The organism is Dactylosporangium sp. McL0621, assembly GCF_049995355.1.
Classification (GTDB): Bacteria; Actinomycetota; Actinomycetes; order Mycobacteriales; family Micromonosporaceae; genus Dactylosporangium.
This window is the reverse complement of record NZ_CP188259.1, coordinates 12,493,190-12,518,710: the sequence shown is the minus strand read 5'-3', so window position 1 is coordinate 12,518,710 and position 25,521 is coordinate 12,493,190. Positions and strand designations below refer to the sequence as shown.

Below are 25,521 nucleotides of genomic sequence, written 5' to 3'. Positions count from 1 at the left end.
CCTTACTTCGGCTGCGCGATCTGGCCGCGCAGTGAGATCGCCTGCAGGAAGATGTCGCCGATCTTCGCCGGGTCCGGGGCGACGAACGTGCCGCCGCCGACCGAGTCGGTGATCTGCTTCATCGCGGCCTCGCCGACCTTGTCGCCGATGCCGATCAGGATGATCTGGATCGGCTTCTGCGGGTCGGCCGCGGCCTTCAGCTGGGCGATGAGCTCCTCCAGCTTCAGGCCGCCGGCGGGGTCGTCGTTCTCGCCGTCGGTCATCACGATGATCGAGTTGACCCGGCCGCTCTCGTACCCGCTCTGCACCGCCTTGTACGCGGCGAGGATCGTGTCGTAGAGGCCGGTGTCGCCGGTCTTCTTCGGCTGGATCGTGCCGAGCGCCTGCAGCGCGGCGTTCCGCTGGCTGATCAGCGGCCCGATCGGCACCAGCTGCTTGTAGTCCTTGTTGCCGTCCAGCAGCGTGGAGAAGATCCACACGCCGAGCGACCAGGAGTCGTCGAAGAGGCTCATGCCCTTGCGCGCCGCCTCCAGCGTGACCTGCATGCGGGTCGCGTTGCCGGCGGTCGGCACCGGTTCCAGCATCGAGCCGGAGACGTCGATCACGGCCAGCATGCGGGCCGGCAGCGTGATCGCCTGCCAGCGGCTCAGCAGCTGCTCCACCGTGGCCGCGTCGGGCAGCTGCGGGGCCGCGGCCGCGAGTGCGCCGGGGGCGTTCGCCGGGGTCTGGAAGCCCTTGCCGGGCGCGCCGTCCGCGCCGCGCAGCCCGATCGCGCCGAGCTTGTCGCGGAAGTCCTGGCTGTTGAGCTGCTTGAGCAGCTCGTCGGCCATGCTCGCCTTGTCGGCGCTGAGCACCACGTACGGGTAGTCCATCGGCGGGGCCGACGGCTCGGCGTAGAGCGCGGCCAGGCGGACCGGCGGCTGCTGGCCGTTGTACTGGATCACCGCCTGCTCCGACAGCGGGGCCACGGTCAGGCCGCTGCCCAGAGAGGTCGGGTCGGGGGCCTTCGGGAACTTCTGCACCAGGTCGGAGCGCACCGAGGAGCGCCCGGCGGCCAGCGCCCGCAGCGCGGCGGTGGCGATCTGCGTCGCCTGGGTCTGGTTGCCGCCGCCGGCCTGCTGGGCGACGGTGGCCAGGGTCAGCAGGCTGCCGAGGCCGGTCGCGTCGCGGCTGGGCTCGACGATGCCGACCTTGACCTTCTGGTCGGTCGCCACCTTGGTCACCAGGTCGGCGTACGAGATGTTCTTGTTCGGCCAGCCGAAGGAGGCCGTGGCGATCGGCTCGGGCATGGCGAGCACGACCGGGCTCAGCGCGATCGAGTGCGCGCCGGCCTGGAGGCTCTGCGGGTTGACCGCGCGGATGCGCTGCAGCCACAGCGAGGAGTCGGCGACCCAGACGTCCGGGATGCGGGTCTTGCCGTTGGCCTGCCCGACGCCCGTCAGCGACTTCTCGGCCTTGCCGGCCAGTGCGGCGGCGACGTCGGCCGGGTCCTCGTCGAAGACCTCGATGTCGACGCAGTTGCCGTCCTGCTTGGCCTGCTCGGCCCAGTCCGCGGCCTGCTGGCGCAGCGCGGGCGCGATGTCCGCGACCGCGCCGATGCTGAGCTTCGCGGCGGTACCGCCGCAGGCGGGCTTGGAGTACTTGTTGAACGCGTACCAGCTACCGGCGAGGACGATGAGCACGGCGACGGCGGCGGCGCCCAGCTTCAGCGCTCCGCCCGACGACCCCGCTGAGCGGTGGCGACCTTTCACGGCTCTAATCCTCCGGACCGGCGGCCTCTGCGGCCTTGTACCTTCGGTTGAAAATCACTGACGGTACGCATCCCAACAAACGAACGCCCAATCTACAAGGCGCCGAAGAATCGTAGTTATCCGAGCACTCTTCGCAATCGCGACGCCTCCGCCTGGTGATCTACCAGCGGCCACGCACCGTCACCACGAGCGGCCGATGGTCGGAGAACGGCATCGAGGGGCTCGTCACATCGATGACCCGCCCCAGCCGCTCGATCCCGCGCCGGTCGGCCAGCACGTGGTCGAACTGCACCTGCGGCGACAGGGAGGGGTAGGTCGGCACGCCGGCCAGCCGGTGCCAACCGGAGAACAGCCGCGGCAGGCCGCCCGGCAGGTTCAGATCCGCGAGCAGCACCCGCGGGGCGGGCAGCGTGAGCAGCGCCCGGCGGACCATCCGCAGCTGCCGGACGTTCCATCCGGGCACGAACGACAGGTGGGTGGTGGCGACCGTCATACGTCCGACCGGGGTCGCGACCACCGCGGCGAGCAGCACCCGCGGCTCGTCGTCGAGCAGCGTGAGCTGCATCCCCTTCGGGCCGGGGATCACGATCGGGGCGCGCAGCGGGGCCGCGGGCAGGCGGGTGACCCGCCACTCCAGCACCGGATAGCGGCTGACCAGCGCCACGCCGTAGTGCGGGTCGACGCCCTCGGCGTCCTCGTCGGTGGCGGGCCGGAAGGCTTCCCCGGGTGTACCGACGACCGCCGGCACGAACATCGCGTGCTCGGCGCCGAGCGCGTCCGCCGCGATCCGGGCCAGGTCGGCGTGCCCGCTGCGCGGCTGGGCCCGGTCGACCTCCTGCAGGCCGAGCACATCCGCGTCGAGCTGCGCGATCCCTGACCAGATCCGGCCGGTCTCGACCAGCCCGTCGGTCAGCGAGCGCCCGTGCATCAGGTTGAACGTGCCGAACCGCATGACCTCATTCTCGTCGCCTCATCTTCGCGACGGCCGCCTTCGCGATCGACTCGGTCTCGGCGCGGTCGACCCCGGGCTGCCCGAAGTGCACGAGTGTGCAGGTCAGACCCGCGACGCGGACCTGGAGGAGATAGCCCGACGTGGTCCAGGCGTCGTCACCGGGTACCGCCGGATGCCGTCATCTTGAAGACGTGCTGGTCGGCTCCCAGGTCCGGGAAGCCCTGCTCCGGCGCGACGCTCACGTTCGTGGTGTCGCCTTCGTCATCGGCGTCCGTGAAGCGGGCACATGTGCCGGCCATGGAGTTTATGTCGGTTTCCGGGGCCAGGCTCTCGGCGAGGAACGGGCCGCTGGTGCCGGCCTCGAACCGGGCCGCGTCCGCCGGGCCGGACTGGAAGAGATCCAGGAGCGTGTCGCAGCCGCTCGCGGTGCTCGCGGCGTTCTCGGTCGTACTAGGCGGCAACGGTCGGCTGCGAGCCCTGGTGGAGCGGGGTGCGCCGGCCCGTGGCGAGGTCGACGGCGGTGATCCAGGAGTGGCCGTTGTACGCGGCGGTCAGCATGCCCGTGCGGGTGCCCTCGTAGACCATCTCGCGGTCGTCGGCCTTGCCCACCATGTGGCGGTTCGAGCCGTCCACGTCGGCCTCGGTAACGGCCACGGCGGTACCGTCGGCGTCGTACCTCGTCCAGGCGACCTTCTGGCCGTCCGTGCGCCAGGCCGGGACCACGCCGAAGCCGCTGGTGCCGTTGCCGCCGCCGTACACGTCGATCGCGCGCTCACGGCCGGTGGCCACGCTGCCGATGCTGAGGCAGTTGTCGGCGATGCTCTCGCACTCGCCGCCGCGGAAGGCGATCCGGGTGCCGTCGGGCGACCAGGCCACGGCGTCGTCCGTGCGCAGGCGGCCGACCAGGTCGGCCGCCGCCGGCGCCGGGGCCGACTCGGTGGCCGCCGGGACCCCCTGGTCGCGGCAGCTCGCCGGGAACAGGGGCTCGACGGTGTCGTTCGGGCCGCCCCGGAAGACGCCCGGGCCGCCCGTGCACGACAGCGCGGCGAACGCGATCGTCCGGCCGTCGGGGGACCAGGCGGGCCCGCCGGCCTTGCGGTCGCTGACCTGGTGCTTGTTCCCGCCGTCGGCGTCCATCACCCAGACCGTGCCGTCGTGCAGGTACGCCAGCTTCGTGCCGTCCGGGGAGAACCGCGGGCGGGCGTTGACCGTGTCCTCGGTGAGACGCACCTCGTCGGCGCCGCTGCTGCGGTAGATGACCCCGCCGCGCACGTAGGTGACGGTCTGGCCGTGGGTGGCGGTGGAGGCATGGGCGGCGGTACCGGTCAGCAGCGCGGCCACGCCGGTGAGTCCCGCGATCGTGAGCGCCTTCGTGATCGTCTTGCCGTTCATCCTTGCCCCCCGTTTGTGCTGTCTCATCCGTGTGACGCCCTGACCATCGGCGCAACCTTTCCGCACCTGAACGGTTCCCGGCGGGAAACTCTCGTTTGAGGAATATGCACTCTTAGTGCATACTTTTCGAGACCCTGTCTCACGCGGGAGGATCGGTGTCGTGACCATTACTGACCTGAACCGCGTCGCCATCGTGACCGGCGCGGCCCGCGGCATCGGAGCCGCCACCGCCATCCGCCTCGCCGCCGACGGCCACGCCGTCGCCGTGCTCGACCTCGACGCGGACGCGTGCAAGGACACCGTCGAGCAGATCACCACGGCCGGCGGGCGGGCGCTCGCCGTGGGCGCCGACGTCGCCGACGCCGAGCAGGTCGCCGCGGCCGTCGAGCGGACCGCGGCCGAGCTCGGCCCGCCCGTGGTGCTGGTGAACAACGCCGGCGTCATCCGCGACAACCTGCTGTTCAAGATGACCGACGGCGACTGGGACACGGTCATCGGCGTGCACCTGCGCGGGGCGTTCCTCATGAGCCGGGCCGCCCAGGCGCACATGACCGCGGCGAAGTTCGGCCGGATCGTCAACCTGTCCTCGTCCTCGGCGCTGGGCAACCGCGGCCAGGTGAACTACTCCGCGGCCAAGGCCGGCCTGCAGGGCTTCACCAAGACCCTGGCGATCGAGCTCGGCCCGTTCGGCGTGACCGCGAACGCGGTCGCGCCCGGGTTCATCGCCACCGACATGACCGCGGCCACCGCCGCGCGCATGAAGATCGACTTCGAGACCTTCCAGAAGGGGGCCGCGGAGCAGATCCCGGTGCGGCGCGTCGGGCGGCCCGACGACATCGCGCACACCATCTCGTTCCTCGTCAGCGACGGTGCCGGGTTCGTGTCCGGTCAGGTGATCTACGTGGCCGGCGGGCCACTGAACTAGAGGGGTACCTCCTTTGAGTACAGCGGACCTCGCCCGGGAGTTTCTGGCCGGTCATGATCCTGTCCGTATGGACCCGTTGGACTTCCAGCGGGCGCGGTTCGACGCGGGGCTGGCTTGGGTGCAGTACCCGCCCGGCCTCGGCGGCCTCGGACTCCCGCGGGCCGAGCAGCCCGCGGTGGACCAGGTGTTCGCCGAGGCCGGCGCGCCCGACAACAATCCGCGGCGCATCGGCATCGGGCTCGGCATGGCCGCCCCGACCATCCTGCGCCACGGCACGGACGAGCAGCGCCGGCGCTGGCTGCGCCCGCTGTGGACCGGCGAGGAGGTGTGGTGCCAGCTGTTCAGCGAGCCCGGCGCCGGCTCCGACCTCGCCGGGCTCGGTACGCGTGCGGTCCGCGACGGCGACGACTGGGTCGTGGACGGGCAGAAGGTCTGGACCTCCATGGCGCACGAGGCCCGCTGGGCGATCCTCATCGCCCGCACCGACCCGGCCGTGCCCAAGCACCAGGGCATGACCTACTTCGTGCTCGACATGACCGGGCCGGGGGTGGAGGTGCGCCCCCTGCGCCAGATCACCGGCGAGGCGGAGTTCAACGAGGTCTTCATCACCGGCGCCCGGATCCCCGACACCGACCGCCTCGGCGCGGTCGGCGAGGGCTGGGCCGTGGCGCAGACGACGCTCATGAACGAGCGCGTCTCGATCGGCGGGCAGGCGATCCCGCGCGAGGGCGGCACGATCGGCATCGTGACCGAGCTGTGGCGGACGCGTCCCGAGGTGCGCTCACCCGGCCTGCACGACGCGCTGCTGCGGCTGTGGGTGGAAGCGGAGGCGGCCCGGCTCACGGGGGTGCGGTTGCGCCAGCAGCTCGCGGCCGGCCAGCCCGGGCCGGAGGGCTCGGCGTCGAAACTGCTCTTCGCGCGGCTCAACCAGGAGATCTCGGCCCTGGAGCTGGACCTGCTCGGCGAGGAGGGCCTGCGCCACGACGACTGGACGATGCGGCGCCCGACGCAGGTGGACTTCGCGGGGCGGTCGGCGGGGTACCGGTACCTGCGCGCGAAGGGAAACTCGATCGAGGGCGGCACCTCGGAGATCCTGCGCAACATCGTGGCCGAGCGGGTACTGGGCCTGCCGCAGGAGCAGCGGGCCGACAAGAACGTCGCGTGGAAGGACCTGCCGAAGTGAGCGACCTGCTGTACTCCGAGGTCGAGGAGGAGCTGCGCGCATCGGTGCGCTCGCTCCTGTCGGACCGCGTCGACCTTTCGCTCTTCGAGGGCGCGGCCGACATGAAACTGTGGCGCGCGCTGGCGGCCGACATGGGCTGCGCGGGCCTGCCGATCCCGGAGTCCGCGGGCGGCGCGGGAGCCACGTGGCGGGAAACCGCGGTGGTCATGGAGGAACTGGGGCGTTTCGCGGCACCGGTACCGTTCCTGGGCAGCGCGGTCCTCGCGACGGCGGCCCTGCCGGCGGACGATCCGCTGCTTCCGGAACTGGCCGCCGGCACCCGGACGGCCGCGCTGGCAATTCCGCTGTCCGGCGCCGCGCAGTGGACCGTCGAGGGCGGCGCCACCCTTTCCGGCTCGGTCACCACCGTGGCCGACGCCCTGACCGCGGACGTCCTCCTGGTGCCGACGGCGGCGGGCCTGTTCGCGGCCGAGGCCTCGGACGTCACGCGGACGCCGGTGGTGTCCCTGGACCTGACCCGGCCGGTGACGGACCTCGCGTTCGACGGCACCGCGGCGCGGCTGGTCTCGGCGGACGCGGCCCCGCTCGTTTCCCGGGCAATGCTGGCGGGCGCGGCCCTGCTGGCGTCCGAGCAGCTGGGGATCGCCGAGTGGTGCCTGGAGACGACTGTCGAGTACGCCAAGACGCGCCGCCAGTTCGCCCGGCAGATCGGCTCGTACCAGGCGATCAAGCACCGGCTGGCCGACCTGTGGGTCGCGGTGACCCAGGCCCGCGCGGTGGCGCGCTACGCGGCCGACTGCCTGGCGAACGACGACCCGGACCTACCGGTCGCCGCGTCCCTGGCGCAGGCCTTCTGCTCCCCGGTGGCCGTGAAGGCGGCCGAGGAGTGCGTGCAGTTGCACGGGGGGATCGGGTTCACCTGGGAGCATCCGGCGCATTGGTACCTCAAACGCGCCCGGGCCAACGCGACGGCTCTGGGCTCGGCGACGCGCCACCGTGCGCTGCTGGCCGACCTGGTGAATCTTCCCGCCTGACGCCCTTGCGCTCAGCGCGCGGGTGCGTCACGCTCCCGCGCGCTGTGTGGCCGAAGTCAGATGAGCAGGCGGGTCAGGGCGTCCGCCACGCAGACGGGCTTCTCGTGGCCCTCGCGCTCGATGGTCACCCGGCACTTCAGCTGGGTCCAGCCGTCGCCCTTGTCGTCGGCCGCCAGGATTTCCACGCCCGCGCGGATCTTCGAGCCCGTCGGCAGCGGGGACGGGAAGCGGACCATGTCCAGGCCGTAGTTGATGCCCATGCGGACGCCGTCGACGCGGTACACCTGGCCGACCAGGATCGGCAGCAGGGACAGGGTCAGGTACCCGTGGGCGATCGTGGTGCCGAACGGGCCCTCCTTGGCCCGCTCCGGGTCCACGTGGATCCACTGGTGGTCGCCCGTCGCGTCGGCGAAGAGGTTCACGCGCTCCTGCGTGACGTCCTGCCATTCGCTGTAGCCGAGGTGCTCGCCCACCGAGGCCAGTAGTTCGCCCGCGCTCGCAAAGGTCCGCATGACCTCGATCCTCGGGCGGGGCATCCCTCGGCGCAAGGCATTGTGAGGAAATGGAAGCGGCCGGCCCCGGAGGAGGGGCCGGCCGCCTGTGTGCAGGGTGGATCAGGTGCCGATGCGGTTGAGCTTCGGGCTCACCGTCACGGTGCTCTTCACGATCGTCGTGCCCGGTACCGCGGGCGTGCTGACGGACGTGGTGACCTCCCCGCTGCCGGGTATGAGGCCGAACACGGTCACGGTGTAGGACGTCGACGCCCCGGGCACCGGTTCGGTGCTGACGATGCGCAGGTCCTCGGTCGGCAGGGTGTTGTACAGGCCCTGGCCGCCCGTGCCGTTGACGTTCTCGGCGCCGACCGCCAGGTTCTGCCCGTTCGGCAGAGCCCCGACCGTCGCCGGGTCGTAGGCGAACACGATGTCCTGCACGCCGTTGATGCCGATCCAGGTCTGGAACCGCCGGGTCGTCGCCGTGCCGAAGTCGTTCACCCGCCACTCGACCACGAGCCACGAGTCGACCCCGTCGGTCAGGTTGCCCACGTAGATGCCGTCCGCGCCGGTGCCGTTCAGGTCGGTCCAGAACGGGGCCAGCACGTTGTTGGGCTTCGACGGGTCCGGGATCGGGGGCGGGTCGAAGACGCTGTTCTCGTTGCTGTCATCGCTGCCCGGATACATGTACCCGTTCGACGAGATGGTGAACGAGTTGTACGTGACGCCGTTGTACACGTAGTCGGGCACGTTGAACGAGAGCAGGCTTTCGTCGGTGACCGGCGTCGGGGTGATCCCGAACAGATCCAGGGGCAGATACCCGGCGATGGTGCCGGGCGTCAGCGACGGGGTACCGGGAACGGCCCCGGCTATGGGCGCGCCCTTCTTCTCCGCCTTGAACGGGTTCACGACCTTGGCGCCGCTGGCCCCCGCGATCGGGAGGTTCAGCGACGTCGTGGTGGTGAAGTCCGACGTGGTGTCGTTGAAGGTGTTGTTGGTGGCCGTGACCGTGCACTTGCTGGTCTGCAGCAGACCGATCGCGGCCGGCGTGCAGGTCTGGGTGACCGTCACGTCGCCCTGCTTGGGCACGAACGCCACCGGCAGATGCAGCGTCGGTACCCCGCCGGTGACCGGCACGAGCCGGACCTCACCGAAGTACTGGCCCTGCGCCGCGCTGGACTTGATCGTGATGCTGATCTGCTGGCTCTTGCCCGGCGCGACGGAGAACACCGCCGGCGTCGCCGTGATCGAGGAGCCCTTCGGGGAAGTCGTCTCGACGCGGTACAGCAGCGTCTTGTTCGTGACGTTCTTCGCCGTTCGAACGGCGGTGAGCTTGCCCGGCATGACGGGCGCGTTCACCGACGGCAGGTTGATCTGCACCGCGTTGACCGGGTCGTTGCCGAGGGCGAACATCCGATCGGCCGTCTCGTCGAACGTCAGGCCGGGGTTCGCGGCCAGGTTGACCTGGACGCGGCCCGAACCGAGGTCGAACGGGTCGGCGGGGGTGACCCCGTCCTCCTTGACCACCTTGGTCGTCGCCGTGGTCATCAGCGACGACTTGATCTGACCCGGGGTGAAGCCCGGGTGCAGCGCCTTCTCCAGGATCGCGGAGCCGGCGATGTGGGGGGAGGACATCGAGGTGCCGGCGATCGCCTGGAAGTACTGTCCGGGCGGGCCGACGGCGATGTCGTCCGGGGTCGGCGTGTTGCCGGCCAGGATCTGGGTGCCGGGGGCGGTGATGTCGGGCTTGATGAAGTTGCCGCCCGGGCCGCGGGACGAGAAGCTCGCCATCACGTCACCGGCCTGTGTGCCCTTCTCGCCCTGCGTGAAGCTCGCCGTGACGTTCGGGTGAGCCCCCATGTACGCCAGGAACGGCGCCCCGTCGCCCAGGTGCACCGCCGGCAGCCAGTGGCTGTCGCTCAGCGTCTCGGCCGCCGGGCTGTTGTAGAGGATCATGCCGGCCGCGCCGGCCTGCTTGACCGTGAAGCCCTTGAGGACCCGGTTGGGCCCGCGCTGGCACGCCACGATCTTGCCGGTGAACAGACCGGCGGGTGGCGTCTTGATGCAGAGCGGGTCGCTGTACGGAGCCGCCGAGGCCAGCACGACCGGCAGTGCGGTGGAGATACCGGGCGTGATCGAGGTGCCGATCAGCGACGCCCCCGTGCCGTCCGAGGACCGCAGCGTGAGCGTGGACTGGAACGCGCGCTTCTGGGTGGACGCGGCCACCGTGGTCACCCACGGCGACAGGTGGTCGGACGTGCTCGCCCCCGGGCCGCTGTTGCCGGCCGAGGCCGCGACGAAGACGCCGGCCTTGTACGCGTCGAAGAACGCCAGCTCCACGACGTCGGTGTACGGGCTCGCGCCACCCGAGATCGAGAAGTTGATGACGTTCACGCCGTCCTTGATCGCCTGGGCGACGGCGGCGGCGGAGTCCGTGCTGTAGCAGCCGGTGGCCCCGCAGACCTTGTACACCGAGACCCACGCGCCGGGCGCGATGCCGTTGACCGGCCCGCGCTCGATGTCGAAGATCTTCGCCGACGCAACCGGGTCACCGGCGGCGGTCGACGCGGTGTGCGTGCCGTGACCGTCGGAGTCCCGGGCGGTGTACCCGTACACCTCCATCGGCTGCAGCGCGTTGTAGGTGTCCAGGAAGCCCTTGCCCCCGATGAGCTTCTTGTTGCACGCGAACGGGTCGCTCGCCGGGGTCAGCGGGTTGTCGCCGAAGTCGCACGCGCGGGCCGTACCGTCGGCCTTGGCGGGCGGTGCGCCGAGGTTGCCGTTGTCGGCGAAGGACGGGTGCTCCGGCCAGACGCCACTGTCCAGCGAGCCGAAGATCACGCCCTTGCCGGCGTTGGGCGCCCCGCCGAGCTGCGGGTAAACCTGGTCCGCGCCGATGAACTGCGGTGAGGAGTCCGTCTGCGGCTGCCGGGCCGAGTCGGCCTGGACCGCCACGACGTTGTCGATGGCGAGGATGGCCCCGACCTTGTCGGCCGGCACGGAGAGCGCGATGCCGCCGTAGACCGTCCGGAGCCGCTGCCCGACCTTGGCGTCGGGCACCTGCTTCTTCAGGTCGGCGAGGAACTTGTCCTCGATTCCGGCGATCCGGTTCTCGTACCGCTTTTCGTCGGCGCTGCCGGACAGCGCCTTCCCCGTTACGGATGGGCTCGTCGCCGCATATCCGGCGATATCACCGGAATAGGTCGCGGTCGAGTCGTAGTCGAGCTTGACCGCGATCGCCACCTTGGCGGTGTCGGAGCGGTTGAGCAGGGACGGGTCGGTCTTGGCCATGCGGCTCGTCGGTGCCTTGGCCATCTCGGACTGCTTGGCCGGTTTGAGGTTTTCGACGGCCTTCAGGCTGCCTGCCGGGATTGGTGCCGCTTCGCTCGGACTCGCCGAGGCGATAACGAACAGAGGCGGAAGGAGTGCGCTCGCCACTGCGGCGTGCACCCATCTCCGTCGGCCCATCGTGCCCCCTCTCGCTGGTGGAGGTGATGCCTCAACATGCCAGCTTTCGTACGCACGGAAAAGAGGGGTTCACGCTGTGACATCGAATCGTGAAATGCCGGTAGGGCAACGACGAGGGTCGGTCCGAATTGGCCGGGCCGACCGCATTTGACATTTATTGCCGTCGTTCGTCCGAGGAGCGGCGCACGACGACGCCGGGCAGGCCGAGGAGCCCGGGGATCGGGCCCGGGATCGGCGCGGCGATGTACGAGGCGGGCGCGGCCGGCTCGAGGAGGTCGGCGGGGCCGGGCGCACGAGGGCGCCGGCTCCCGTTGCGCCTGGTCAGGCGCTGGAAGCCGGCGCGGACAAGCCGGATTATCACCCCAGGGGTCTCACGGACCGAGTCCATGCTCCGAGGGGTTGCCCCATTCAGGCGTGTTTATTCATCCATGCCCGCGAGGCCGCGCGGGCTCTCCGCCTCACGGGCGTGTTCGGGGCCGCCGGCCATCTCCCCGGCGAGCGTGACGCTGCAGTGCTCGGAGGCGAAATCGCCGAGGTCGTCCACGTCGAAGCCGGGAAAGGGCTCGGCGACGGCGACCGGTCGTTCTTGCTCGGTCATGGATCCAGTGATACCCCGGCCCGGGTGGGTATCACCCGCACATGACCAAACCCGTGACGGGCGTTCTCTTTGATGTGGACGGCACCCTTGTCGACAGCGTGTACCTGCACGTCGCCGCCTGGTGGCAGGCGCTGCGCCAGCACGACCACGACGTGCCCATGGCGCGCATCCACCGCGCGATCGGCATGGGCTCCGACAAGATCCTCGACGAGCTCCTCGGGCCCGGCCACGACCCGTCGGACGACGACGCGATGCGGGCCGCGCACTCCAGCCTCTATGCGCCCCACTGGCCGGCCCTGCGCCCGCTGCCCGGGGCCCGGCGGTTGCTGGACACCTGTGCGAACAGGGGCTTGAAGGTGGTACTGGCGACATCCGCTTCCCGCCCGGAGCTCGACGCGCTGCTGCGCTGCCTCGACGCCGACGCATCCCTGACCGCCGTGACGACCTCCGACGACGCCGAGCAGAGCAAGCCGGCGCCGGACATCGTGGAGGTGGCGCTGGAGCGCTCGGGGCTGTCGGCGGACGAGACGGTGTTCGTGGGCGACTCGGTGTGGGACGTGCGTGCGGCCGGCAATCTCTCGATTCCGTGCATCGGGCTGACGTCCGGGGGATTGTGCGCGGCGGAACTGCTCGACCACGGGGCGGCGGGGATCTATGCGGATCCGCAGGATCTGCTGGACCACCTCGATGAGGCGCTGACCACGGCGTTCAGAATGGCGCTGTCGTAGAAATGGCGGGATGACGCGGTCAGGGCAGCGCCGACAGGTGGCGCGACGCCTCCGGCAGGGGTTCGCTCACCGTGCCGCCACCGTGTCCGCCAGGCCGCCGCGCGCGGAGTGCAGCTCCGTCAGCCAGTCGTTCGCCTCGCGCACCAGGCGCGAGTCGTCCGTCAGCAGCGCCGCCGAGAGCGAGTGCAGCGCGTGATCCAGCGCGTCGTCGGCCAGCGGCGTTGACGGCCAGCGCGATGCGGATGGCCAGCTCCTCGGCGAGCTCGACGTCGTCGGCGTCGACGCCGATCCCCGCGCGCCGGGCGAGGGTCAGGGTGCCGAACGTGGTGCCGCGGGCGGTCAGCGGCACGCCGAGCACGTCGGCCGGGCGCAGCGCGGACACCTGCCCGCGCATGCCCTCGTCGGGGACCAGGGCGCTCAGGCCCTCGGCGGCCGTGTCGTCCAGCGCGACGTGCAGCAGTTCGGGGCGGCCGGTGCGCAGCAGGCGGGCCTGAGCGGCGGGCGGGGCGGGCCGGAGGGTGTTGCTGGGGACGAGTGTTCCGCGGGGGCCGATCGAGGGCAACCGCGCTGTGCGTTTGAACTCCACCGATTGGGTACCCCAGACTGTTGACCAGTGAATCGGAAGGGAACGCCAGGTGGTTGACGACGACGAGGCGATCTGGGAGTTGGAGACGCACCGGCGGGACGGCCGTGCGCACATGATGCTGACGGGGGAACTCGACCTCGACACCGCCCCCAGCCTGCTCACGGCCGTCGTGGGGGAGCTCGACGCCGGCGCCGGGGAGGTCGTGGTCGACCTCACGCATCTTTCCTTCATCGACTCGAGCGGCCTCGGCACGCTCGTCGGCTGCTGGCGGCGGGCGAAGAGCGCGGGCGCGAAGCTGGTGGTGGCCCACCCGAACGAGGACGTGCGGGTGACGCTGGAGATCACCGGGCTCGACCAGATCCTGCCGATCACGAACGAGCCGGTCGCCAACTGAGTCAGGCCGCGATCTCCGCCCAGACGGTCTTGCCGCCCTGGTGGGGCCGCACGCCCCAGGCGCAGGCGAGGGTGTCGACGATCTGCATGCCCCGGCCCGACATGCTGGTGAGGTTGTCGATCTCGGCGATGCGGGGCACCTGGTCGCTGCCGTCGCCGACCTCGATGATGAGCCCGTCGCCCCGGCGCAGCAGCCGCAGGACCGCCGGCGGCATGCCGTGGCGCAGGGCGTTGGCGACGAGTTCGTGGCCGACCATTACCGCGCCGCGGGTGAGATGGGGCAGGCCCCAGGCCTCGAGCGCCTGGGTGATCACGCGACGCGCCCCACGGGCCTGACCCGCGAGCACGTCGACCTGGATCGAATCCCCCTCCACGTATTCATGGTGCCCTGCGGGGGTCGCAAAAAAACAGTCAGGTTTGGGCCACCACTCGGGCGGGCACCCCGGAAGCCAATCCATCGCCGCGACACCGGGGGGCCCGATGACGCTCGTTTACCCTGAGACCCGTACCCAGGACATCCGCACGGCCCTGCTCGGCCGGCGGGAGGAGCTGGAGGCGGAGTACGCCGTGACCGTGGCGGAGATGACGCTCGCGGGCGTCGTGGATGCCGGCGACGACGTGGCGGACCTGGGCACCAAGGCATTCAACCGGGAGCAGGAGGCCGCGCTGGCCCTGTCGATCCGGACCCGTCTGGACCAGGTCGACCGGGCGCTCGAGCGCCTCGACGCCGGTCACTACGGCACCTGCGAGACCTGCGCCGGCGAGATCCCGGTGGCCCGGCTGGCGGCGTTCCCCTCAGTCACCCTCTGCGTCGCTTGCAAGAGCCGCAGCGAGTCGCGTCACTAGTCCCAGCGCCCGCTCGGCCGCGCTCTGCAGGTGCGGCAGGTACTCCGGTGCCGACCCCGTGCGCGCCAGGTCCTCGGCGAGGAAGGTCGTGTAGTTCAGCACCGCGCCGAGGGCGTGGACAGGTCGTGGGTGGTCGCGGCGACGGTGGCGCGCAGGGCATCATCGCTCATCCGGCCCCCCGCCCTCCGTCGGCTGACTAAAGTGAGTCCCGTTCGCGAAGGTAACGGGGCGTAGTCGTATGGTAACTCTTGTCACAGCCGCGCTGGTCGCGGCCGTCTTCCTGCGGGCGGCCGTGGGCTTCGTGCGCGGCCGGGACCCGTTGCAGCGCGACGTCGCCCTCATCTTCCTGCCGACGCTGGCGGTGTGCGCCAACGCCGTGTTCCGCGACCTGTCGCACCGGCCTCTGCCGGTCGCCGTGAGCGCCGTGACGACCGCGTTGCTGCTGCTCCAGCCGTACCTCACGCTACGGCTCGCCGCCCGCCTCGGCCGGGTGCCGCGCTGGCTGAGCGGGACGCTGCTCGTGCTCATGCTGGGCAGCATCGCCGTGGTGACGAACGAGCCCCGGCCGCTGAGCCTGCCGTACCTCGGGCTGGTCACCGCCACCTTCACGGTCACCGAGGCGATCGCCGCCACCATCCTGCTGCGCGTGAGCCGGCGCCGCTCCGGCGCCGGACGGGCACGGCTGCGCCTCGCCGCCGGGGCCACCTACCTGTACCCCGTGATGATGCTGATGATCTTCACCGCGGCCAGCCGCTACCCGGGCGAGCGGGTGTGGTGGCAGCCGGCCGGGCGGGCCGTCGGGCTCGCCGCGGCGCTGCTGTACCTGCTGGCCTTCGTCCCGCCCGCGTTCCTGCGCCGGATCATGTCGGCGACGGTGTGGTACGAGGCGAGCGGGGACCTGCAGCGCCTGCCGGCCGACGTGGAGACGGGCAGGTGTGGCGGCGCTACGTGCACGTCGTGCACGACACCACCGGTACCGATGCCGTCCTGCTCCTGGGCCACGACCTCGAGCGCATCGCCTCGGTCTGCCGCTCCGGCACACGCCTGCCGCACGAGCGCCTCGACTTCGACGTGCAGGCGCTCCTCGCCGCGCGCCAGCCGGTCCGCCTGCCGACGGACCACCCGCTCGCGCTGGCTACCGGCGCCCGGCTGGCCTCCGTGCTGCGACTGCCGGAGGTGGGCACGGTGCTGCTGCTGGACCGGTACCGCGCGCTGTTCAGCTCCGACGACCTGCGCCTCACCGGCGTGCTCGGCGCGCAGGCCAAGGTGCTCGCCGAGCGCAGCACGGTGCTGGCCGAGCAGCGCGAGCTCACGGCCGCGCTGGCCGAGTCGGTCGGCGCGCTCACCCACGCCAGCCAGGCCAAGAGCGACTTCCTGGCTGGCATGAGCCACGAGCTGCGCACGCCGCTCAACGCGATCATCGGGCTTCAGCGACCTCATGCGCGCCGAGCAGCCCGACGGCGACCGGCGCAGCGTCCCGGCCGAGTGGGTCGACCACGTGCACAACAGCGGCCGGCACCTGCTGGGCCTGATCAACGACATCCTCGACCTGGCCAAGGTCGAGGCGGGCCGCACGGAGCTCAACGCCGAGCCGATCGCGCTCGCCACGGCCGTGAGCGACGTCGTCACCACCCTGCGGCCGCTCACCGACCGCAAGGGGCTGCAGGTGTACCTCGAGGTCCCGCCGACGGCCGCCGTGCGCGCAGACCCGCTGCGGCTGCGGCAGATCCTCGACAACCTGCTCTCCAACGCGATCAAGTTCACGCCCGACGGCGGCCAGATCGCCGTCATCGTCGCTCCGGCGGCCGGCACGGTGGCGATCACCGTCGCCGACAGCGGCATCGGCATCGCCGCCGCCGACCAGGAGCGGGTCTTCGAGGAGTTCCAGCAGCTCGGGCCGGCCGACCAGCGCAAGGCCGGCACCGGGCTCGGCCTCGCGCTGACCCGCCGGCTCGTCGAGGCGCACGGTGGGGACATCTCGCTCGAGTCGGCGCCGGGGGAGGGCAGCCGGTTCACGGTGCGGCTGCCCGCGGCCGAGACGCCGGACGTCGAGCCCGTGGGCCATGTCCCCGCCCCCGGCCGCGGCCGCGTGCTGGTCATCGACGACGACGCGCAGGCGGCCGAGCTGCTCGAGGCGTACCTCACCGGCGCCGGCTACGAGGTGCGCACCGCCTCCACCGGCGAGGCGGGGCTGGCCGAGGCCGGCGCCTGGCGCCCGGACGCGATCCTGCTCGACGTGATCATGCCCGGCCTCGACGGCTGGGACGTGATCCGGCACCTCAAGCGCGACGAGACGCTGGCCGCGATCCCGGTCTTCTTCGCCACGATCGTCGACGACCGGCGCGCCGGGCTGGCCCTGGGCGCGGCCGACTTCTTCGTCAAGCCCGTGTCGCACGACGCCCTGCTGGCCCAGCTCGCCCGGCACGTGGCGCCCGCCCTGACCCAGGATCCGGCGTCGGTACTCGTGGTCGACCGCGACGACACCACCCGCGCGGTCGTGGAGCAGCGCCTGACCGAGGCGGGTATCGACCTGGTACTGCTGGACGTCAACCTGCCCGACGGCAACGGGCTCGCGCTGGCCTCGGAGCTGCAGGACGCGGCCGGGCGCCCGACCGTCATCGCGCTGACCGCGAGCGTCCTGCCGCACGAGCGGGCCGCGGCGATCGAGGCCGGGTGCGACGCCTTCCTGGACAAACCCTATGCAGCCGCCGATTTGGTGACAATACTGTCAAACCACTTAAGTCGACCCTGATGGTTTGATCCTCGCCCTTGTCTGGGTAGGAGCCTCGACGCTCCACTCGTACCGGCACAAGGGGAGGAACGGGTGCAGACATTCGCCGATGGGCTGCGCCTGCAGATGGACGCGATGGACTACGTCCTGCTGGCGCTCTACTTCATCACCGTCCTCGGGGTGGGTCTCGCGGCCCGCCGCTCGATCCGCAACAGCGTGGATTTCTTCCTGTCCGGCCGTTCGCTGCCGGCCTGGGTGACCGGCCTCGCGTTCATCTCCGCCAACCTCGGGGCCCTGGAGATCCTGGGCATGGCCGCCAACGGGGCCAAGTACGGCCTCATGACGCTGCACTACTACTGGATCGGCGCCGTGCCGGCCATGGTGTTCCTGGGCATCGTGATGATGCCTTTCTACTACGGCTCGAAGGTGCGCAGCGTCCCCGAGTTCATGCGGCGGCGCTTCAACCGCCCCGCGCACATGCTCAACGCCCTGTCGTTCGCGCTGGCCCAGGTGCTGATCGCGGGCGTCAACCTCTACGCGCTCGCACTGATCATGCAGGCGCTGCTCGGCTGGCCGCTGTGGATCGCGATCATCGTGGGCGCCGCCATCGTCCTCGTGTACATCACCCTGGGCGGTCTCTCCAGTGCCATCTACAACGAGGTGCTGCAGTTCTTCGTGATCATCGCGGGCCTGCTGCCCATCGCCATCGTCGGCCTCGTCAAGCTCGGCGGCATCGACGGGCTCTTCAACGCGGTACGCAACAGCACCAAGCTCGGCGACGCCGGCCTGCACACCTGGGCCGGCACCGGCGGCAGCGACAACCCGCTCGGCGCGCCCTGGTGGGGCATCGTCTTCGGCCTCGGCTTCGTGCTCTCCTTCGGCTACTGGACGACCAACTTCGCCGAGGTCCAGCGCGGTCTGTCGGCCCGCAACATGAGCGCGGCCCGGCGCACACCGATCATCGCGGCGTACCCCAAGCTGCTGATCCCGTTCGTCACGGTCATCCCCGGCCTCGTCGCGCTGGTCACCGTCAAGGGCCTGGGGGCGGACACCGGCGACCTGCAGTACAACAGCGCGGTCCCGCTGCTGATGCGCGAGTTCCTGCCCAACGGCGTGCTCGGCATCGCCGTGACCGGCCTGCTCGCCTCGTTCATGGCGGGCATGGCGGCCAACGTGTCCGGCTTCAACACCGTGTTCACGTACGACCTCTGGCAGGAGTACGTCGCCAAGGACAAGCCGGACGGCTACTACCTGCGGGTCGGCCGGATCATCACCGTCGTGGGCGTGGTGATCGGCATCGGTACCGCCTTCATCGCGTCCGGCTACAGCAACATCATGGACTACATCCAGGCGCTGTTCTCGCTGTTCAACGCCCCGCTGTTCGGCGCGTTCATCATCGGCATGTTCTGGAAGCGGATGTCGGCCTGGGCCGGCTTCTGGAGCCTGCTGCTCGGCACGCTCGCCGCCTTCATCACCTACGCCGGATACAAGTGGTTCGGCTGGTTCACGTTCGGCTCCGACCTCGACGAGTCGTTCTGGGGCGCCGGCATCGCTTTCGTGGTGGTGGCCATCGTCGCCATCATCGTCACGCCGCTGACCCGGGCGAAGGAGGAGTCCGAGCTTCAGGGCCTGGTCTACGGCGTGGGCAGCCACGACCTGCGGGCCGACGCGATCGCCGGCGACACCGCCTGGTACCGCTCGCCGGTCCTGCTCGGCTCGGGCGCCCTGGTCCTGGCCTTCGTCTTCTACCTGCCGTTCCTGTAGGACTGGGGAGTTGTCATGAGTGACGAGCAGAAGGTCGACACCGCTCGCGCGGCTCGCCTGTTCGACGTCCGGCGGGTCATCGGGGGCCTGTTCACGGTGTACGGCGTGATCGTGACGACCCTCGGGATCTTCGACTCGCAGGCCGAGATCGACAAGGCCGCGGGCGTGCGCATCAACCTGTGGATCGGGCTCGGGATGCTCGCGCTGGGGCTGCTGTTCCTGCTGTGGCAGTGGCTGCGGCCGGCCGAGCCGCCGGAGACCTCGGACATTCCGCCCGCGGATCACGTCCGGGAGTAGATGTTCTTTCGCGCTGCGGCGCCGCAGACTGCTCGGCATGGAAATCGTGCTGGCCGATGTGGCGCCGCAGCCGTCTGTCTCGCCCACGTCGGCCGTGGTCGTCATCGGCCTGGCCTGCCTGGTCTTCGTGGCGGCCCTGGCGGTGCTGATCATCTGGCTCGTCAGGCGGCGGTCAGGCCGATGAGCAGCGAGGCGGCGTTCGCGCCGACGGCGACGAGCAGCAGTAGGAGTTTGTCAGTTTTTATCGCTTTTATCAGGACGAACGCCTCGATCGCCGTGGCGGTCGCCTCGGCCGGCCAGAGCCGGTCGGGGTGGTGGCTGAGGAAGAGCCACAGGGCCGGGTGGGTCAGCAGGTTCACGAGGACGCCCAGCGTCGCCGCTTTCGCCGGTTTTGCGAGCTTCAGGGCCACGAGGGCCGCGGTGTACAGCGGCACCTCGACGGCGAGGGTCAGCAGCAGGGCCCGGAGCACGCGATGAAGATAAGCCTGTTCTTCGTGCTGGCCACCCTCGCCGCGCTCGGGATCGCGGTGCGCTCGCCGCTCATCGTGACCGTCGGCGGGCTCATCGCGTTCGGGGCGCTGCACAACGTGCTCGAGCTGCGGTACGTCGCCGGGCGCTTCTCCTCGCTGCTGACCGGCCGCTTCCTGGCGGTGCTGCTCGGGCTGGTCACCGCGATCGTGCTGTGCCGCCTCGCCGCGCTCGTGGTCGGCGACCCGGCCCGCTACGCCGAGATCCTCGTCGGGTACGCGGTGCTGGCCGCCGCCTGCATCCACGCGCTGCGGGGCCGGCGCCTGTTCGGTGCGGGGTTCGTTCTGCTCGTCGGGGCGGCGCTGTCGCTGAGCTTCCCGGGGTACCACTTCGTGGTCTTGGCTCATCTCCACAACGCCGTTCCACTCTTCTTTCTGTGGGAGTGGGCGGGGCGGCTGCGGCGGCCGGCGCTGTTCCGGTGGACGCAGGTCGCGTGGGTGCTGGTCGTGCCCGCGCTGGTGCTGCTGGGCGCGATCGACTTCGCCCTGCCGGACGGCGTCGATTTCCGGCGGTTCCTGATCGCCCCGCCCGGCTCCTCCGATCTCGTCGGCACCCGGTTCCTGGTGGTGTTCGCGTTCCTGCAGACCATGCACTACTTCGTTTGGGTCTACTTCCTGCCGCGGTACGCCCCCGAGGCGCCCCGGTTCCTGCTCGGCCGGCGCGCGTGGCTGCTCGGCCTCGGGCTGGCCGCGCTGCTCGCCATCCCCTTCGCGATCGACTACGCGACCGGGCGGGCGTTGTACGGCGCGTTCGCCTCGTACCACGCCTACCTGGAGTTCCCCGTGCTGCTCGCGGCCGTCGCAGGCGGTTCACAGCTGGTTATCAGGGAAACCGCATCGGGAGGTCAGGTACCGGCGGCAGTCTGAACAGGACAAGGGAAACTCTGACGCAATCTGGAGCGAATCATGACGCGGCTGCTTGTGGTCGACGACGAGCCCGACATCGTCGAACTGCTCTCCGCGAGCCTCAAGTACCACGGCTACGACGTCGCCAGCGCCACCAGCGGCCGCCAGGCGATGGAGGAGGCGCGGCGCTTCCGGCCGGACATGATCCTGCTCGACGTCATGATGCCCGAGCTCGACGGCTTCGAGGTGCTCCGCAAGCTCCGCGGCGAGGGCGCCCGTGTGCCAGTGCTGTTCCTGACCGCCCGCGACGCCACCGAGGACAAGATCAAGGGCCTGACCCTGGGCGGCGACGACTACGTCACCAAGCCGTTCAGCCTCTCCGAGATCCTGGCCCGCATCCAGGCCGTCCTGCGCCGGGTCGCCGACCCCGCGGGCGGCGCGTCCGCGCAGACGTCGCGGCTGAGCTTCGCCGACATCGAGCTCGACGAGGACACCCACGAGGTCTTCAAGGCGGGCCAGGAGGTGCAGCTGTCACCGACGGAGTTCAAGCTGCTGCGGTACTTCATGACGAACTCCGGTCGCGTGCTGTCCAAGGCTCAGATCCTCGACCACGTGTGGCAGTACGACTTCGGCGGCGACGCCGGCGTCGTCGAGTCCTACGTCTCCTACCTGCGCAAGAAGATCGACACCACCGAGCCCCGGCTGCTGCAGACCCTGCGCGGCGTCGGCTACTCGCTGCGGTTGCCACGCACATGAAGTCGTGGCCGCTCCGCGTCAAGCTAGTCGTTCTCATGCTCGTCCTGCTCGCGGCGGCCCTAGCGACGACCGGCATAGCCGGCGTGATCAGCACGCGCGACTACCTCATCAACCGCGTCGACGACCAGCTCCTGCAGAGCTTCAACGACGCCTTGCGCAACTGCAACCCTCCCCTCCCGGACAACGGGAACGGGAACGGCCACGGCCGCGGTCCCGGCGCACCCGTGCTGCGCAGCGGCTACTTCGTGGCCTGCGGCAAGCCCGACGGCTCCTTCATGGACTCCGTGTTCACGCCGAGCACCAGCGACCAGGTCCAGCCGGTGACGCCGAAGACCTGGGACGGTATCGACACCACGCCCCTCGCGCCCAACGTCATCGGCGTCTACTCGACCGTCGACTCCCGGGACGGCACGGGCCACGCCTGGCGCGTGCTCATCGCGTCACCGCCCACGGACCCGCCGCACCCCGTGATGATCGCGATCAGCTTCGACGAGATCGACAGCACGGTCAGCCGCCAGGTGGTGATGAGCGCGACGATCGGCGGGTTCGTCCTGCTGGTTCTGGCCGTGGTGGCGTACCTCCTGGTGCGCTCCAGCCTCCGCCCCCTCGTCGAGGTCGAGGAGACCGCCGAGGCCATCGCCGCCGGCGACCTGAGCCGGCGCGTGCCCGAGTCCGACCCGCGCACCGAGGTCGGCGGCCTAGCCCGGGCCCTCAACACCATGCTGGGCCAGATCGAGACCGCCTTCGAGGAGCGCCGCGCCTCGGAGGAGGCCGCCGTCGCCTCCGAGCAGTCGGCGCTGGCCTCGGAGGGCCGCATGCGCCGCTTCGTCGCCGACGCGTCCCACGAGCTGCGAACGCCGCTGACGTCGATCCGGGGCTTCGCCGAGCTGTACCGCCAGTCCGGCCACCAGGACGAGAACATCCGCCGGATCGAACACCACGCGACGCGTATGGGCCTGCTGGTCGACGACCTGCTCCTGCTGGCCCGCATGGACCAGCAGCGCCCCTTGGAGAAGCGTCCGGTCGACCTGCTCTCCTTGGCCACCGACGCGCTCATCGACGCCCGCGTAACTGCCGGCGACCACCACCGCCTGCGCCTGCGCACCCCGAACAGCACCGACGCCGAGGCCGACACGGAGCCCCCGATCGTCCTGGGCGACGAGGCCCGCCTGCGCCAGGTCTTGCAGAACCTGCTGTCGAACGCGCTGAACCACACCCCGCCCGGCACCGAGATCACCGTCTTCGTGGGCACCGAGGCGGACCAGGCAATCCTGGAGGTGGCGGACAACGGCCCAGGCATGACCGCCGAGGACGCGGCCCGGGTCTTCGAACGCTTCTACCGAACGGACCCGAGCCGGACGCGAGCCCTGGGCGGCTCAGGCCTGGGCCTGTCAATCGTCGCGGCCCTGGTAACCGCCCACGGCGGCCAGGTGTCCCTGACCACAGCCCCAGGCGAGGGCGCCACTTTCCGCGTGACCATCCCGCTGCTTCGCGAGCACCACTGACGAGACGGCCAGGTGTGGCTGGCCACGGGCGCCTTTCCGCATGTATGACCATCCCGCCGCTTCGCGAGGACCATTGACGAGGCGGCCAGGTGTGTCTGGCCACGGCCTCCTGCGGGGACGCGACTTTCCGCGCGACCATCCCGCTTCCTTCGCGAGGACCACGGCCCCGCCACCGTCTAGTCGTCTCGCCCGTCGGCGGATCGGGTGGCCTCGTCGCCGCTGGGCGGGTGTGACCTCTCCGCCCGCTGCCCCACGAGGACCGCTGACCCCCGCAACAGTCTGATCTTCTCGCCCGACGGCGGTGGGGTGGCTTCGTCGCCGCAGGGCGGGCATGGCCTCCCCGCCCGCTCGTGCACCACGCCCCCGCTCTTCCTCGGGGCACTACTCCCCACCGGGCGCGGCTTGGCTGGTCAGACGCTCGCGGTCACCAACCCCGTCTCGTACGCCACGATCACCAACTGCGCCCGATCCCGCACCTCGAGCTTGGCGAGTATCCGCCCCACGTGTGTCTTCACCGTGGCCAGACTCAACCTGAGGTGCGTGGCAATCTCGGTGTTGGAGAGCCCGCGCCCGACGAGCTCGAGCACCTCCCGCTCCCGCTCGGTCACCCCGTCGAGCCGCCGCGGTATCGGCTTCTCCGGCTGCGGCCGCCGCGCAAACTCCGAGATGAGCCGCCGCGTAACCGACGGCGACAGCAGCGCCTCCCCGCCGGCCACGACCCGAACCCCATTGAGCAGCTCGACCGGCGGCGTGTCCTTGACGAGAAACCCACTGGCCCCCGCCCGCAGCGCCCCGTACACGTACTCGTCGAGATCAAAGGTCGTCAACATCAGCACGCGCACGCCGTCGAGCTCCGGATCCCGGCAAATCAGCTGCGTCGCCTCGATCCCGTTCATCCCCGGCATCCGCACGTCCATGAGCACGACGTCCGGCCGGTGCTCACCCGCCAGCCGCACCGCCTCGTCCCCGGTCCCGGCCTCCCCAACCGTGCTGCAGTCCCCACTGAGGTCGATGAGCGCCCGAAAACTCCCGCGGAGCAGCGCCTGATCGTCCGCAATCAGCACTCGAATCACAGCTCACTCCCGCCGCTCGTCTCCGGCTCGCGCAGCAGCGCTCGATTGCCCGGCATCAGCACCCGAATCACAGCCCCATCCCCGCCGCTGGTCTCGGGCCCGCGCAGCAGCGCCCGGTCGTCCGCAATCAGCACTCGAATGACGGTCCACTCCGTTCGCTCGTTTCCGCCCCGGAGCAGCGCTCGATTCTCCGGAGTCAGCACTCGAATCACAGCCCGTCCCCGCCGCTGGTCTCGGGCCCGCGCAGCAGCGCCCGGTCGTCCGCAATCAGCACTCGAATCACAGCCCGTCCCCGCTGCTCGTCTCGGGCCCGCGCAGCAGCGCCCGGTCGTCCGCAATCAGCACTTGAATCACAGCCCGTCCCCGCTGCTCGTCTCCGGCCAGCCCTGGTTCATGTCACGCCCCCCGCCGCCGGTAAGAGCGCTCGCACCGAGAACCCGCCCTCGGTCCGCGGCCCGGCGCTGAACGTCCCCCCGTGCAGCGCGACCCGCTCGCGCATCCCGATCAGCCCATGCCCGACGCTGCCGGTCCGCGCCGGGCGCTTCCCGTCGTCGTCCACCTCGATGCACACCTGGTCGGCCCCCACCACCACGCTCACGTGGCACCGGGCCGGCGACGCGTGCTTGACGACGTTCGTGATGGCCTCCTGCACGATCCGGTACACGGCCAGCTCCACCGACTCCGGCATCCCCGCCGCCACCGCCTCCTCGGGCCGGTCGACGTCGAGCCGCACCTGGACGCCGCCCACGGAGGCCAGCTCGACGAGGGCGGGCAGGTCGCGGAGGCCTCGGGTCGGTGCGTACGGCGTGTCCTCGCGCAGCATGTCCAGCACCCGGCGCACCTCGAGCATCGCTGTCCGGCCCGTCGCTTCGATCACCTGGAGCGCGTCGCGCGCCTCGGCCGGGCTCGCCTCGGCGACGTGGTTGCCGATCGCGGCCTTCACCACGATGAGCGTCATCGTGTGTGCGATGACGTCGTGCAGCTCGCGGGCCACCCGGAGCCGCTCCTCGACCGCGGCCCGCTGGAGCATCTGCCGGCTGCGCTCGGCGGCCTGCGCGCGGCGCTCACCCAACGCGAAGCCGAATGTCTGGGCGGGCGCGATGGCGATGAACCCGAAGAGCGCGGCGAAGGCTCTCCCGGGGCTGTCGCCGGAGGGCGATCCGCCGGAGGCGACGATCGGACCGATCATGCCCGCGCTGACCAGGGCGCCACAGGCGATGCTCGTGCCCAGGCCTTTCCAGTCCCGCGCGCGACTGCCGAACGTGTAGAAAACCAGAGCCAGTGCGAACCCCGGGCCGATCCCCGCAAAGTCGGGGACGACCTGGGTGGCCAGGCTGACCGCCGATGTGATGGTTACGGCAAAGGCCGTCGGATAGGGCCAGCGCCGCCGGAGGGCGACGGTCAAACCGAACACCACGGCGACGAGTATCGACACCCAGGTCGGCTCCTGCGGTCCGTGCATCGGCGCCGCGAGCGCCGCCGTGCTGCAGAGCACGGTGACGAGTATCGCGACGAGCGCGTCGAGAGCGTACAGACCCTTTGGGGTGAACCGCCGGGTCAGCACCGGTGGCAGTTCCATGGGCTCGACGGTAGCGGTCGGCGGGGTTTTGCGCGTCGGCCTGCGAGCCGTCATACCCAGGTATGAGAGAGGGGCCGATCGCGGCTCGGCGTACCACAG

The 25,521-nt window shown here is 70.8% G+C and carries 28 protein-coding genes; 14 read left to right on the top strand and 14 right to left on the bottom strand.

All coding sequences use genetic code 11. The features are described from left to right. Positions 1–2: 2 nt before the first annotated feature. The 4 genes from ACPPVO_RS59440 to ACPPVO_RS59425 form a co-directional block, all read right to left on the bottom strand. Positions 3–1,751 (bottom strand): VWA domain-containing protein, encoded by a 1,749-nt coding sequence (locus tag ACPPVO_RS59440; protein ID WP_426508752.1) that lies wholly within the window; start codon positions 1,749–1,751, stop codon positions 3–5. 160 nt (positions 1,752–1,911) lie between these two features. After that, the gene (locus tag ACPPVO_RS59435; protein ID WP_426508750.1) at positions 1,912–2,703 is read right to left on the bottom strand and encodes an endonuclease/exonuclease/phosphatase family protein; all 792 of its coding nucleotides are present in this window, start codon (positions 2,701–2,703) and stop codon (positions 1,912–1,914) included. 155 nt (positions 2,704–2,858) lie between these two features. Further along, positions 2,859–3,164, bottom strand: a complete 306-nt coding sequence (locus ACPPVO_RS59430) for a hypothetical protein (RefSeq protein WP_426508749.1) — start codon at positions 3,162–3,164, stop codon at positions 2,859–2,861. Next, entirely contained in the window at positions 3,154–4,095 is a 942-nt protein-coding gene (locus ACPPVO_RS59425) for a hypothetical protein (RefSeq protein WP_426508748.1), read from the bottom strand. Before ACPPVO_RS59425 ends, ACPPVO_RS59430 begins: the two co-directional genes overlap by 11 nt. A gap of 166 nt (positions 4,096–4,261) precedes the next feature. On the opposite strand from ACPPVO_RS59425, the gene fabG reads away from it, so the two are divergent. The 3 genes from fabG to ACPPVO_RS59410 all read left to right on the top strand — a co-directional run bounded on the left by fabG (position 4,262) and on the right by ACPPVO_RS59410 (position 7,237). Beyond that, a complete protein-coding gene (gene fabG / locus ACPPVO_RS59420; protein ID WP_426514914.1) occupies positions 4,262–5,020 on the top strand; it encodes a 3-oxoacyl-ACP reductase FabG in 759 nt (252 codons plus the stop codon). Between the two features lie 67 nt (positions 5,021–5,087). Next, positions 5,088–6,203 carry an acyl-CoA dehydrogenase family protein gene (locus ACPPVO_RS59415; RefSeq protein ID WP_426508746.1) on the top strand — a complete coding sequence of 372 codons (1,116 nt, stop codon included), beginning with the start codon at positions 5,088–5,090 and terminating at the stop codon, positions 6,201–6,203. Further along, positions 6,200–7,237, top strand: a complete 1,038-nt coding sequence (locus tag ACPPVO_RS59410; protein ID WP_426508745.1) for an acyl-CoA dehydrogenase family protein — start codon at positions 6,200–6,202, stop codon at positions 7,235–7,237. The genes ACPPVO_RS59415 and ACPPVO_RS59410 overlap by 4 nt, the downstream gene beginning before the upstream one ends. Positions 7,238–7,293: 56 nt before the next feature. Here ACPPVO_RS59410 and ACPPVO_RS59405 read toward each other — a convergent pair whose 3' ends face one another. The 4 genes from ACPPVO_RS59405 to ACPPVO_RS59390 form a co-directional block, all read right to left on the bottom strand. After that, positions 7,294–7,749, bottom strand: a complete 456-nt coding sequence (locus ACPPVO_RS59405) for a MaoC family dehydratase (RefSeq protein ID WP_426508743.1) — start codon at positions 7,747–7,749, stop codon at positions 7,294–7,296. Between the two features lie 102 nt (positions 7,750–7,851). Beyond that, positions 7,852–11,040 (bottom strand): S8 family serine peptidase, encoded by a 3,189-nt coding sequence (locus ACPPVO_RS59400; RefSeq protein WP_426508741.1) that lies wholly within the window; start codon positions 11,038–11,040, stop codon positions 7,852–7,854. A gap of 307 nt (positions 11,041–11,347) precedes the next feature. After that, entirely contained in the window at positions 11,348–11,581 is a 234-nt protein-coding gene (locus ACPPVO_RS59395) for a hypothetical protein (protein ID WP_426508740.1), read from the bottom strand. A 30-nt stretch (positions 11,582–11,611) separates the two neighbouring features. Then, positions 11,612–11,791 carry a hypothetical protein gene (locus ACPPVO_RS59390; RefSeq protein ID WP_426508738.1) on the bottom strand — a complete coding sequence of 60 codons (180 nt, stop codon included), beginning with the start codon at positions 11,789–11,791 and terminating at the stop codon, positions 11,612–11,614. 41 nt (positions 11,792–11,832) lie between these two features. Between ACPPVO_RS59390 and ACPPVO_RS59385 the strand changes: the two genes are divergently transcribed. Beyond that, positions 11,833–12,519 carry an HAD family hydrolase gene (locus ACPPVO_RS59385; RefSeq protein WP_426508737.1) on the top strand — a complete coding sequence of 229 codons (687 nt, stop codon included), beginning with the start codon at positions 11,833–11,835 and terminating at the stop codon, positions 12,517–12,519. 19 nt (positions 12,520–12,538) lie between these two features. Here the strand turns inward: ACPPVO_RS59385 and ACPPVO_RS59380 are convergent, their stop codons facing one another. Then, complete coding sequence (locus ACPPVO_RS59380; RefSeq protein ID WP_426508736.1) at positions 12,539–13,105, bottom strand: GAF domain-containing protein; 567 nt, start codon at positions 13,103–13,105, stop codon at positions 12,539–12,541. A gap of 49 nt (positions 13,106–13,154) precedes the next feature. On the opposite strand from ACPPVO_RS59380, the gene ACPPVO_RS59375 reads away from it, so the two are divergent. Continuing rightward, positions 13,155–13,499, top strand: a complete 345-nt coding sequence (locus tag ACPPVO_RS59375) for an STAS domain-containing protein (protein ID WP_426508734.1) — start codon at positions 13,155–13,157, stop codon at positions 13,497–13,499. Position 13,500: 1 nt separating this feature from the next. Here ACPPVO_RS59375 and ACPPVO_RS59370 read toward each other — a convergent pair whose 3' ends face one another. Beyond that, the gene (locus tag ACPPVO_RS59370) at positions 13,501–13,872 is read right to left on the bottom strand and encodes an ATP-binding protein (protein ID WP_426508732.1); all 372 of its coding nucleotides are present in this window, start codon (positions 13,870–13,872) and stop codon (positions 13,501–13,503) included. 106 nt (positions 13,873–13,978) lie between these two features. On the opposite strand from ACPPVO_RS59370, the gene ACPPVO_RS59365 reads away from it, so the two are divergent. The 6 genes from ACPPVO_RS59365 to ACPPVO_RS59340 all read left to right on the top strand — a co-directional run bounded on the left by ACPPVO_RS59365 (position 13,979) and on the right by ACPPVO_RS59340 (position 19,320). Continuing rightward, positions 13,979–14,344 (top strand): TraR/DksA family transcriptional regulator, encoded by a 366-nt coding sequence (locus tag ACPPVO_RS59365; protein WP_426508730.1) that lies wholly within the window; start codon positions 13,979–13,981, stop codon positions 14,342–14,344. Between the two features lie 238 nt (positions 14,345–14,582). Continuing rightward, positions 14,583–15,731 carry a hypothetical protein gene (locus ACPPVO_RS59360; protein WP_426508729.1) on the top strand — a complete coding sequence of 383 codons (1,149 nt, stop codon included), beginning with the start codon at positions 14,583–14,585 and terminating at the stop codon, positions 15,729–15,731. A 51-nt stretch (positions 15,732–15,782) separates the two neighbouring features. Then, on the top strand, positions 15,783–17,096 hold the full coding sequence (locus tag ACPPVO_RS59355; RefSeq protein WP_426508728.1) for a response regulator: 1,314 nt from the start codon (positions 15,783–15,785) through the stop codon (positions 17,094–17,096). Between the two features lie 105 nt (positions 17,097–17,201). Beyond that, positions 17,202–18,839: a sodium:solute symporter family protein gene (locus ACPPVO_RS59350; protein WP_426514913.1), complete on the top strand. Its 1,638-nt coding sequence runs from the start codon at positions 17,202–17,204 to the stop codon at positions 18,837–18,839. A 15-nt stretch (positions 18,840–18,854) separates the two neighbouring features. After that, positions 18,855–19,136 carry a hypothetical protein gene (locus tag ACPPVO_RS59345; protein ID WP_360368584.1) on the top strand — a complete coding sequence of 94 codons (282 nt, stop codon included), beginning with the start codon at positions 18,855–18,857 and terminating at the stop codon, positions 19,134–19,136. 37 nt (positions 19,137–19,173) lie between these two features. After that, the gene (locus ACPPVO_RS59340) at positions 19,174–19,320 is read left to right on the top strand and encodes a hypothetical protein (RefSeq protein WP_426508727.1); all 147 of its coding nucleotides are present in this window, start codon (positions 19,174–19,176) and stop codon (positions 19,318–19,320) included. Here the strand turns inward: ACPPVO_RS59340 and ACPPVO_RS59335 are convergent. After that, the gene (locus tag ACPPVO_RS59335; protein WP_426508725.1) at positions 19,298–19,606 is read right to left on the bottom strand and encodes a hypothetical protein; all 309 of its coding nucleotides are present in this window, start codon (positions 19,604–19,606) and stop codon (positions 19,298–19,300) included. The two genes, ACPPVO_RS59340 and ACPPVO_RS59335, sit on opposite strands and share 23 nt — an antisense overlap. A 3-nt stretch (positions 19,607–19,609) precedes the next feature. Here ACPPVO_RS59335 and ACPPVO_RS59330 point away from each other — a divergent pair, with 3 nt between their 5' ends. From ACPPVO_RS59330 to ACPPVO_RS59320, 3 genes are read left to right on the top strand one after another with little or no spacing between them, the layout of a single operon-like run. Beyond that, a complete protein-coding gene (locus tag ACPPVO_RS59330; RefSeq protein WP_426508723.1) occupies positions 19,610–20,530 on the top strand; it encodes a hypothetical protein in 921 nt (306 codons plus the stop codon). Between the two features lie 39 nt (positions 20,531–20,569). Beyond that, positions 20,570–21,265 (top strand): response regulator transcription factor, encoded by a 696-nt coding sequence (locus ACPPVO_RS59325; RefSeq protein ID WP_426508722.1) that lies wholly within the window; start codon positions 20,570–20,572, stop codon positions 21,263–21,265. 35 nt (positions 21,266–21,300) lie between these two features. Continuing rightward, positions 21,301–22,770, top strand: coding sequence for a sensor histidine kinase (locus ACPPVO_RS59320; protein ID WP_426508720.1), 1,470 nt, complete (start codon positions 21,301–21,303; stop codon positions 22,768–22,770). Positions 22,771–23,180: 410 nt separating this feature from the next. Here the strand turns inward: ACPPVO_RS59320 and ACPPVO_RS59315 are convergent, their stop codons facing one another. The 3 genes from ACPPVO_RS59315 to ACPPVO_RS59305 all read right to left on the bottom strand — a co-directional run bounded on the left by ACPPVO_RS59315 (position 23,181) and on the right by ACPPVO_RS59305 (position 25,422). Further along, a complete protein-coding gene (locus ACPPVO_RS59315) occupies positions 23,181–23,843 on the bottom strand; it encodes a response regulator transcription factor (RefSeq protein ID WP_360368601.1) in 663 nt (220 codons plus the stop codon). Beyond that, the gene (locus tag ACPPVO_RS59310) at positions 23,840–23,977 is read right to left on the bottom strand and encodes a hypothetical protein (RefSeq protein WP_426508718.1); all 138 of its coding nucleotides are present in this window, start codon (positions 23,975–23,977) and stop codon (positions 23,840–23,842) included. The genes ACPPVO_RS59315 and ACPPVO_RS59310 overlap by 4 nt, the downstream gene beginning before the upstream one ends. A 257-nt stretch (positions 23,978–24,234) precedes the next feature. Then, on the bottom strand, positions 24,235–25,422 hold the full coding sequence (locus ACPPVO_RS59305; RefSeq protein WP_426508716.1) for a sensor histidine kinase: 1,188 nt from the start codon (positions 25,420–25,422) through the stop codon (positions 24,235–24,237). Between the last annotated feature and the right edge of the window lie 99 nt (positions 25,423–25,521).

Excerpts from the sequence above, each read along its gene's own strand:
- ACPPVO_RS59405 (WP_426508743.1), bottom strand. The coding sequence starts at position 7,749 with ATGCGGACCTTTGCGAGCGCGGGCGAACTACTGGCCTCGGTGGGCGAG.
- ACPPVO_RS59385 (WP_426508737.1), top strand. The coding sequence starts at position 11,833 with ATGACCAAACCCGTGACGGGCGTTCTCTTTGATGTGGACGGCACCCTT.
- ACPPVO_RS59400 (WP_426508741.1), bottom strand. The coding sequence starts at position 11,040 with ATGGCCAAGGCACCGACGAGCCGCATGGCCAAGACCGACCCGTCCCTG.
- ACPPVO_RS59305 (WP_426508716.1), bottom strand. The coding sequence starts at position 25,422 with ATGGAACTGCCACCGGTGCTGACCCGGCGGTTCACCCCAAAGGGTCTG.
- ACPPVO_RS59355 (WP_426508728.1), top strand. The coding sequence starts at position 15,783 with ATGCGCGCCGAGCAGCCCGACGGCGACCGGCGCAGCGTCCCGGCCGAG.
- ACPPVO_RS59325 (WP_426508722.1), top strand. The coding sequence starts at position 20,570 with ATGACGCGGCTGCTTGTGGTCGACGACGAGCCCGACATCGTCGAACTG.
- ACPPVO_RS59360 (WP_426508729.1), top strand. The coding sequence starts at position 14,583 with ATGGTAACTCTTGTCACAGCCGCGCTGGTCGCGGCCGTCTTCCTGCGG.
- ACPPVO_RS59330 (WP_426508723.1), top strand. The coding sequence starts at position 19,610 with ATGAAGATAAGCCTGTTCTTCGTGCTGGCCACCCTCGCCGCGCTCGGG.
- ACPPVO_RS59340 (WP_426508727.1), top strand. The coding sequence starts at position 19,174 with ATGGAAATCGTGCTGGCCGATGTGGCGCCGCAGCCGTCTGTCTCGCCC.
- ACPPVO_RS59415 (WP_426508746.1), top strand. The coding sequence starts at position 5,088 with ATGGACCCGTTGGACTTCCAGCGGGCGCGGTTCGACGCGGGGCTGGCT.
- ACPPVO_RS59345 (WP_360368584.1), top strand. The coding sequence starts at position 18,855 with ATGAGTGACGAGCAGAAGGTCGACACCGCTCGCGCGGCTCGCCTGTTC.
- ACPPVO_RS59395 (WP_426508740.1), bottom strand. The coding sequence starts at position 11,581 with ATGGACTCGGTCCGTGAGACCCCTGGGGTGATAATCCGGCTTGTCCGC.
- ACPPVO_RS59425 (WP_426508748.1), bottom strand. The coding sequence starts at position 4,095 with ATGAACGGCAAGACGATCACGAAGGCGCTCACGATCGCGGGACTCACC.
- ACPPVO_RS59350 (WP_426514913.1), top strand. The coding sequence starts at position 17,202 with ATGGACGCGATGGACTACGTCCTGCTGGCGCTCTACTTCATCACCGTC.
- ACPPVO_RS59435 (WP_426508750.1), bottom strand. The coding sequence starts at position 2,703 with ATGCGGTTCGGCACGTTCAACCTGATGCACGGGCGCTCGCTGACCGAC.
- ACPPVO_RS59365 (WP_426508730.1), top strand. The coding sequence starts at position 13,979 with ATGACGCTCGTTTACCCTGAGACCCGTACCCAGGACATCCGCACGGCC.
- ACPPVO_RS59320 (WP_426508720.1), top strand. The coding sequence starts at position 21,301 with ATGCTCGTCCTGCTCGCGGCGGCCCTAGCGACGACCGGCATAGCCGGC.
- ACPPVO_RS59390 (WP_426508738.1), bottom strand. The coding sequence starts at position 11,791 with ATGACCGAGCAAGAACGACCGGTCGCCGTCGCCGAGCCCTTTCCCGGC.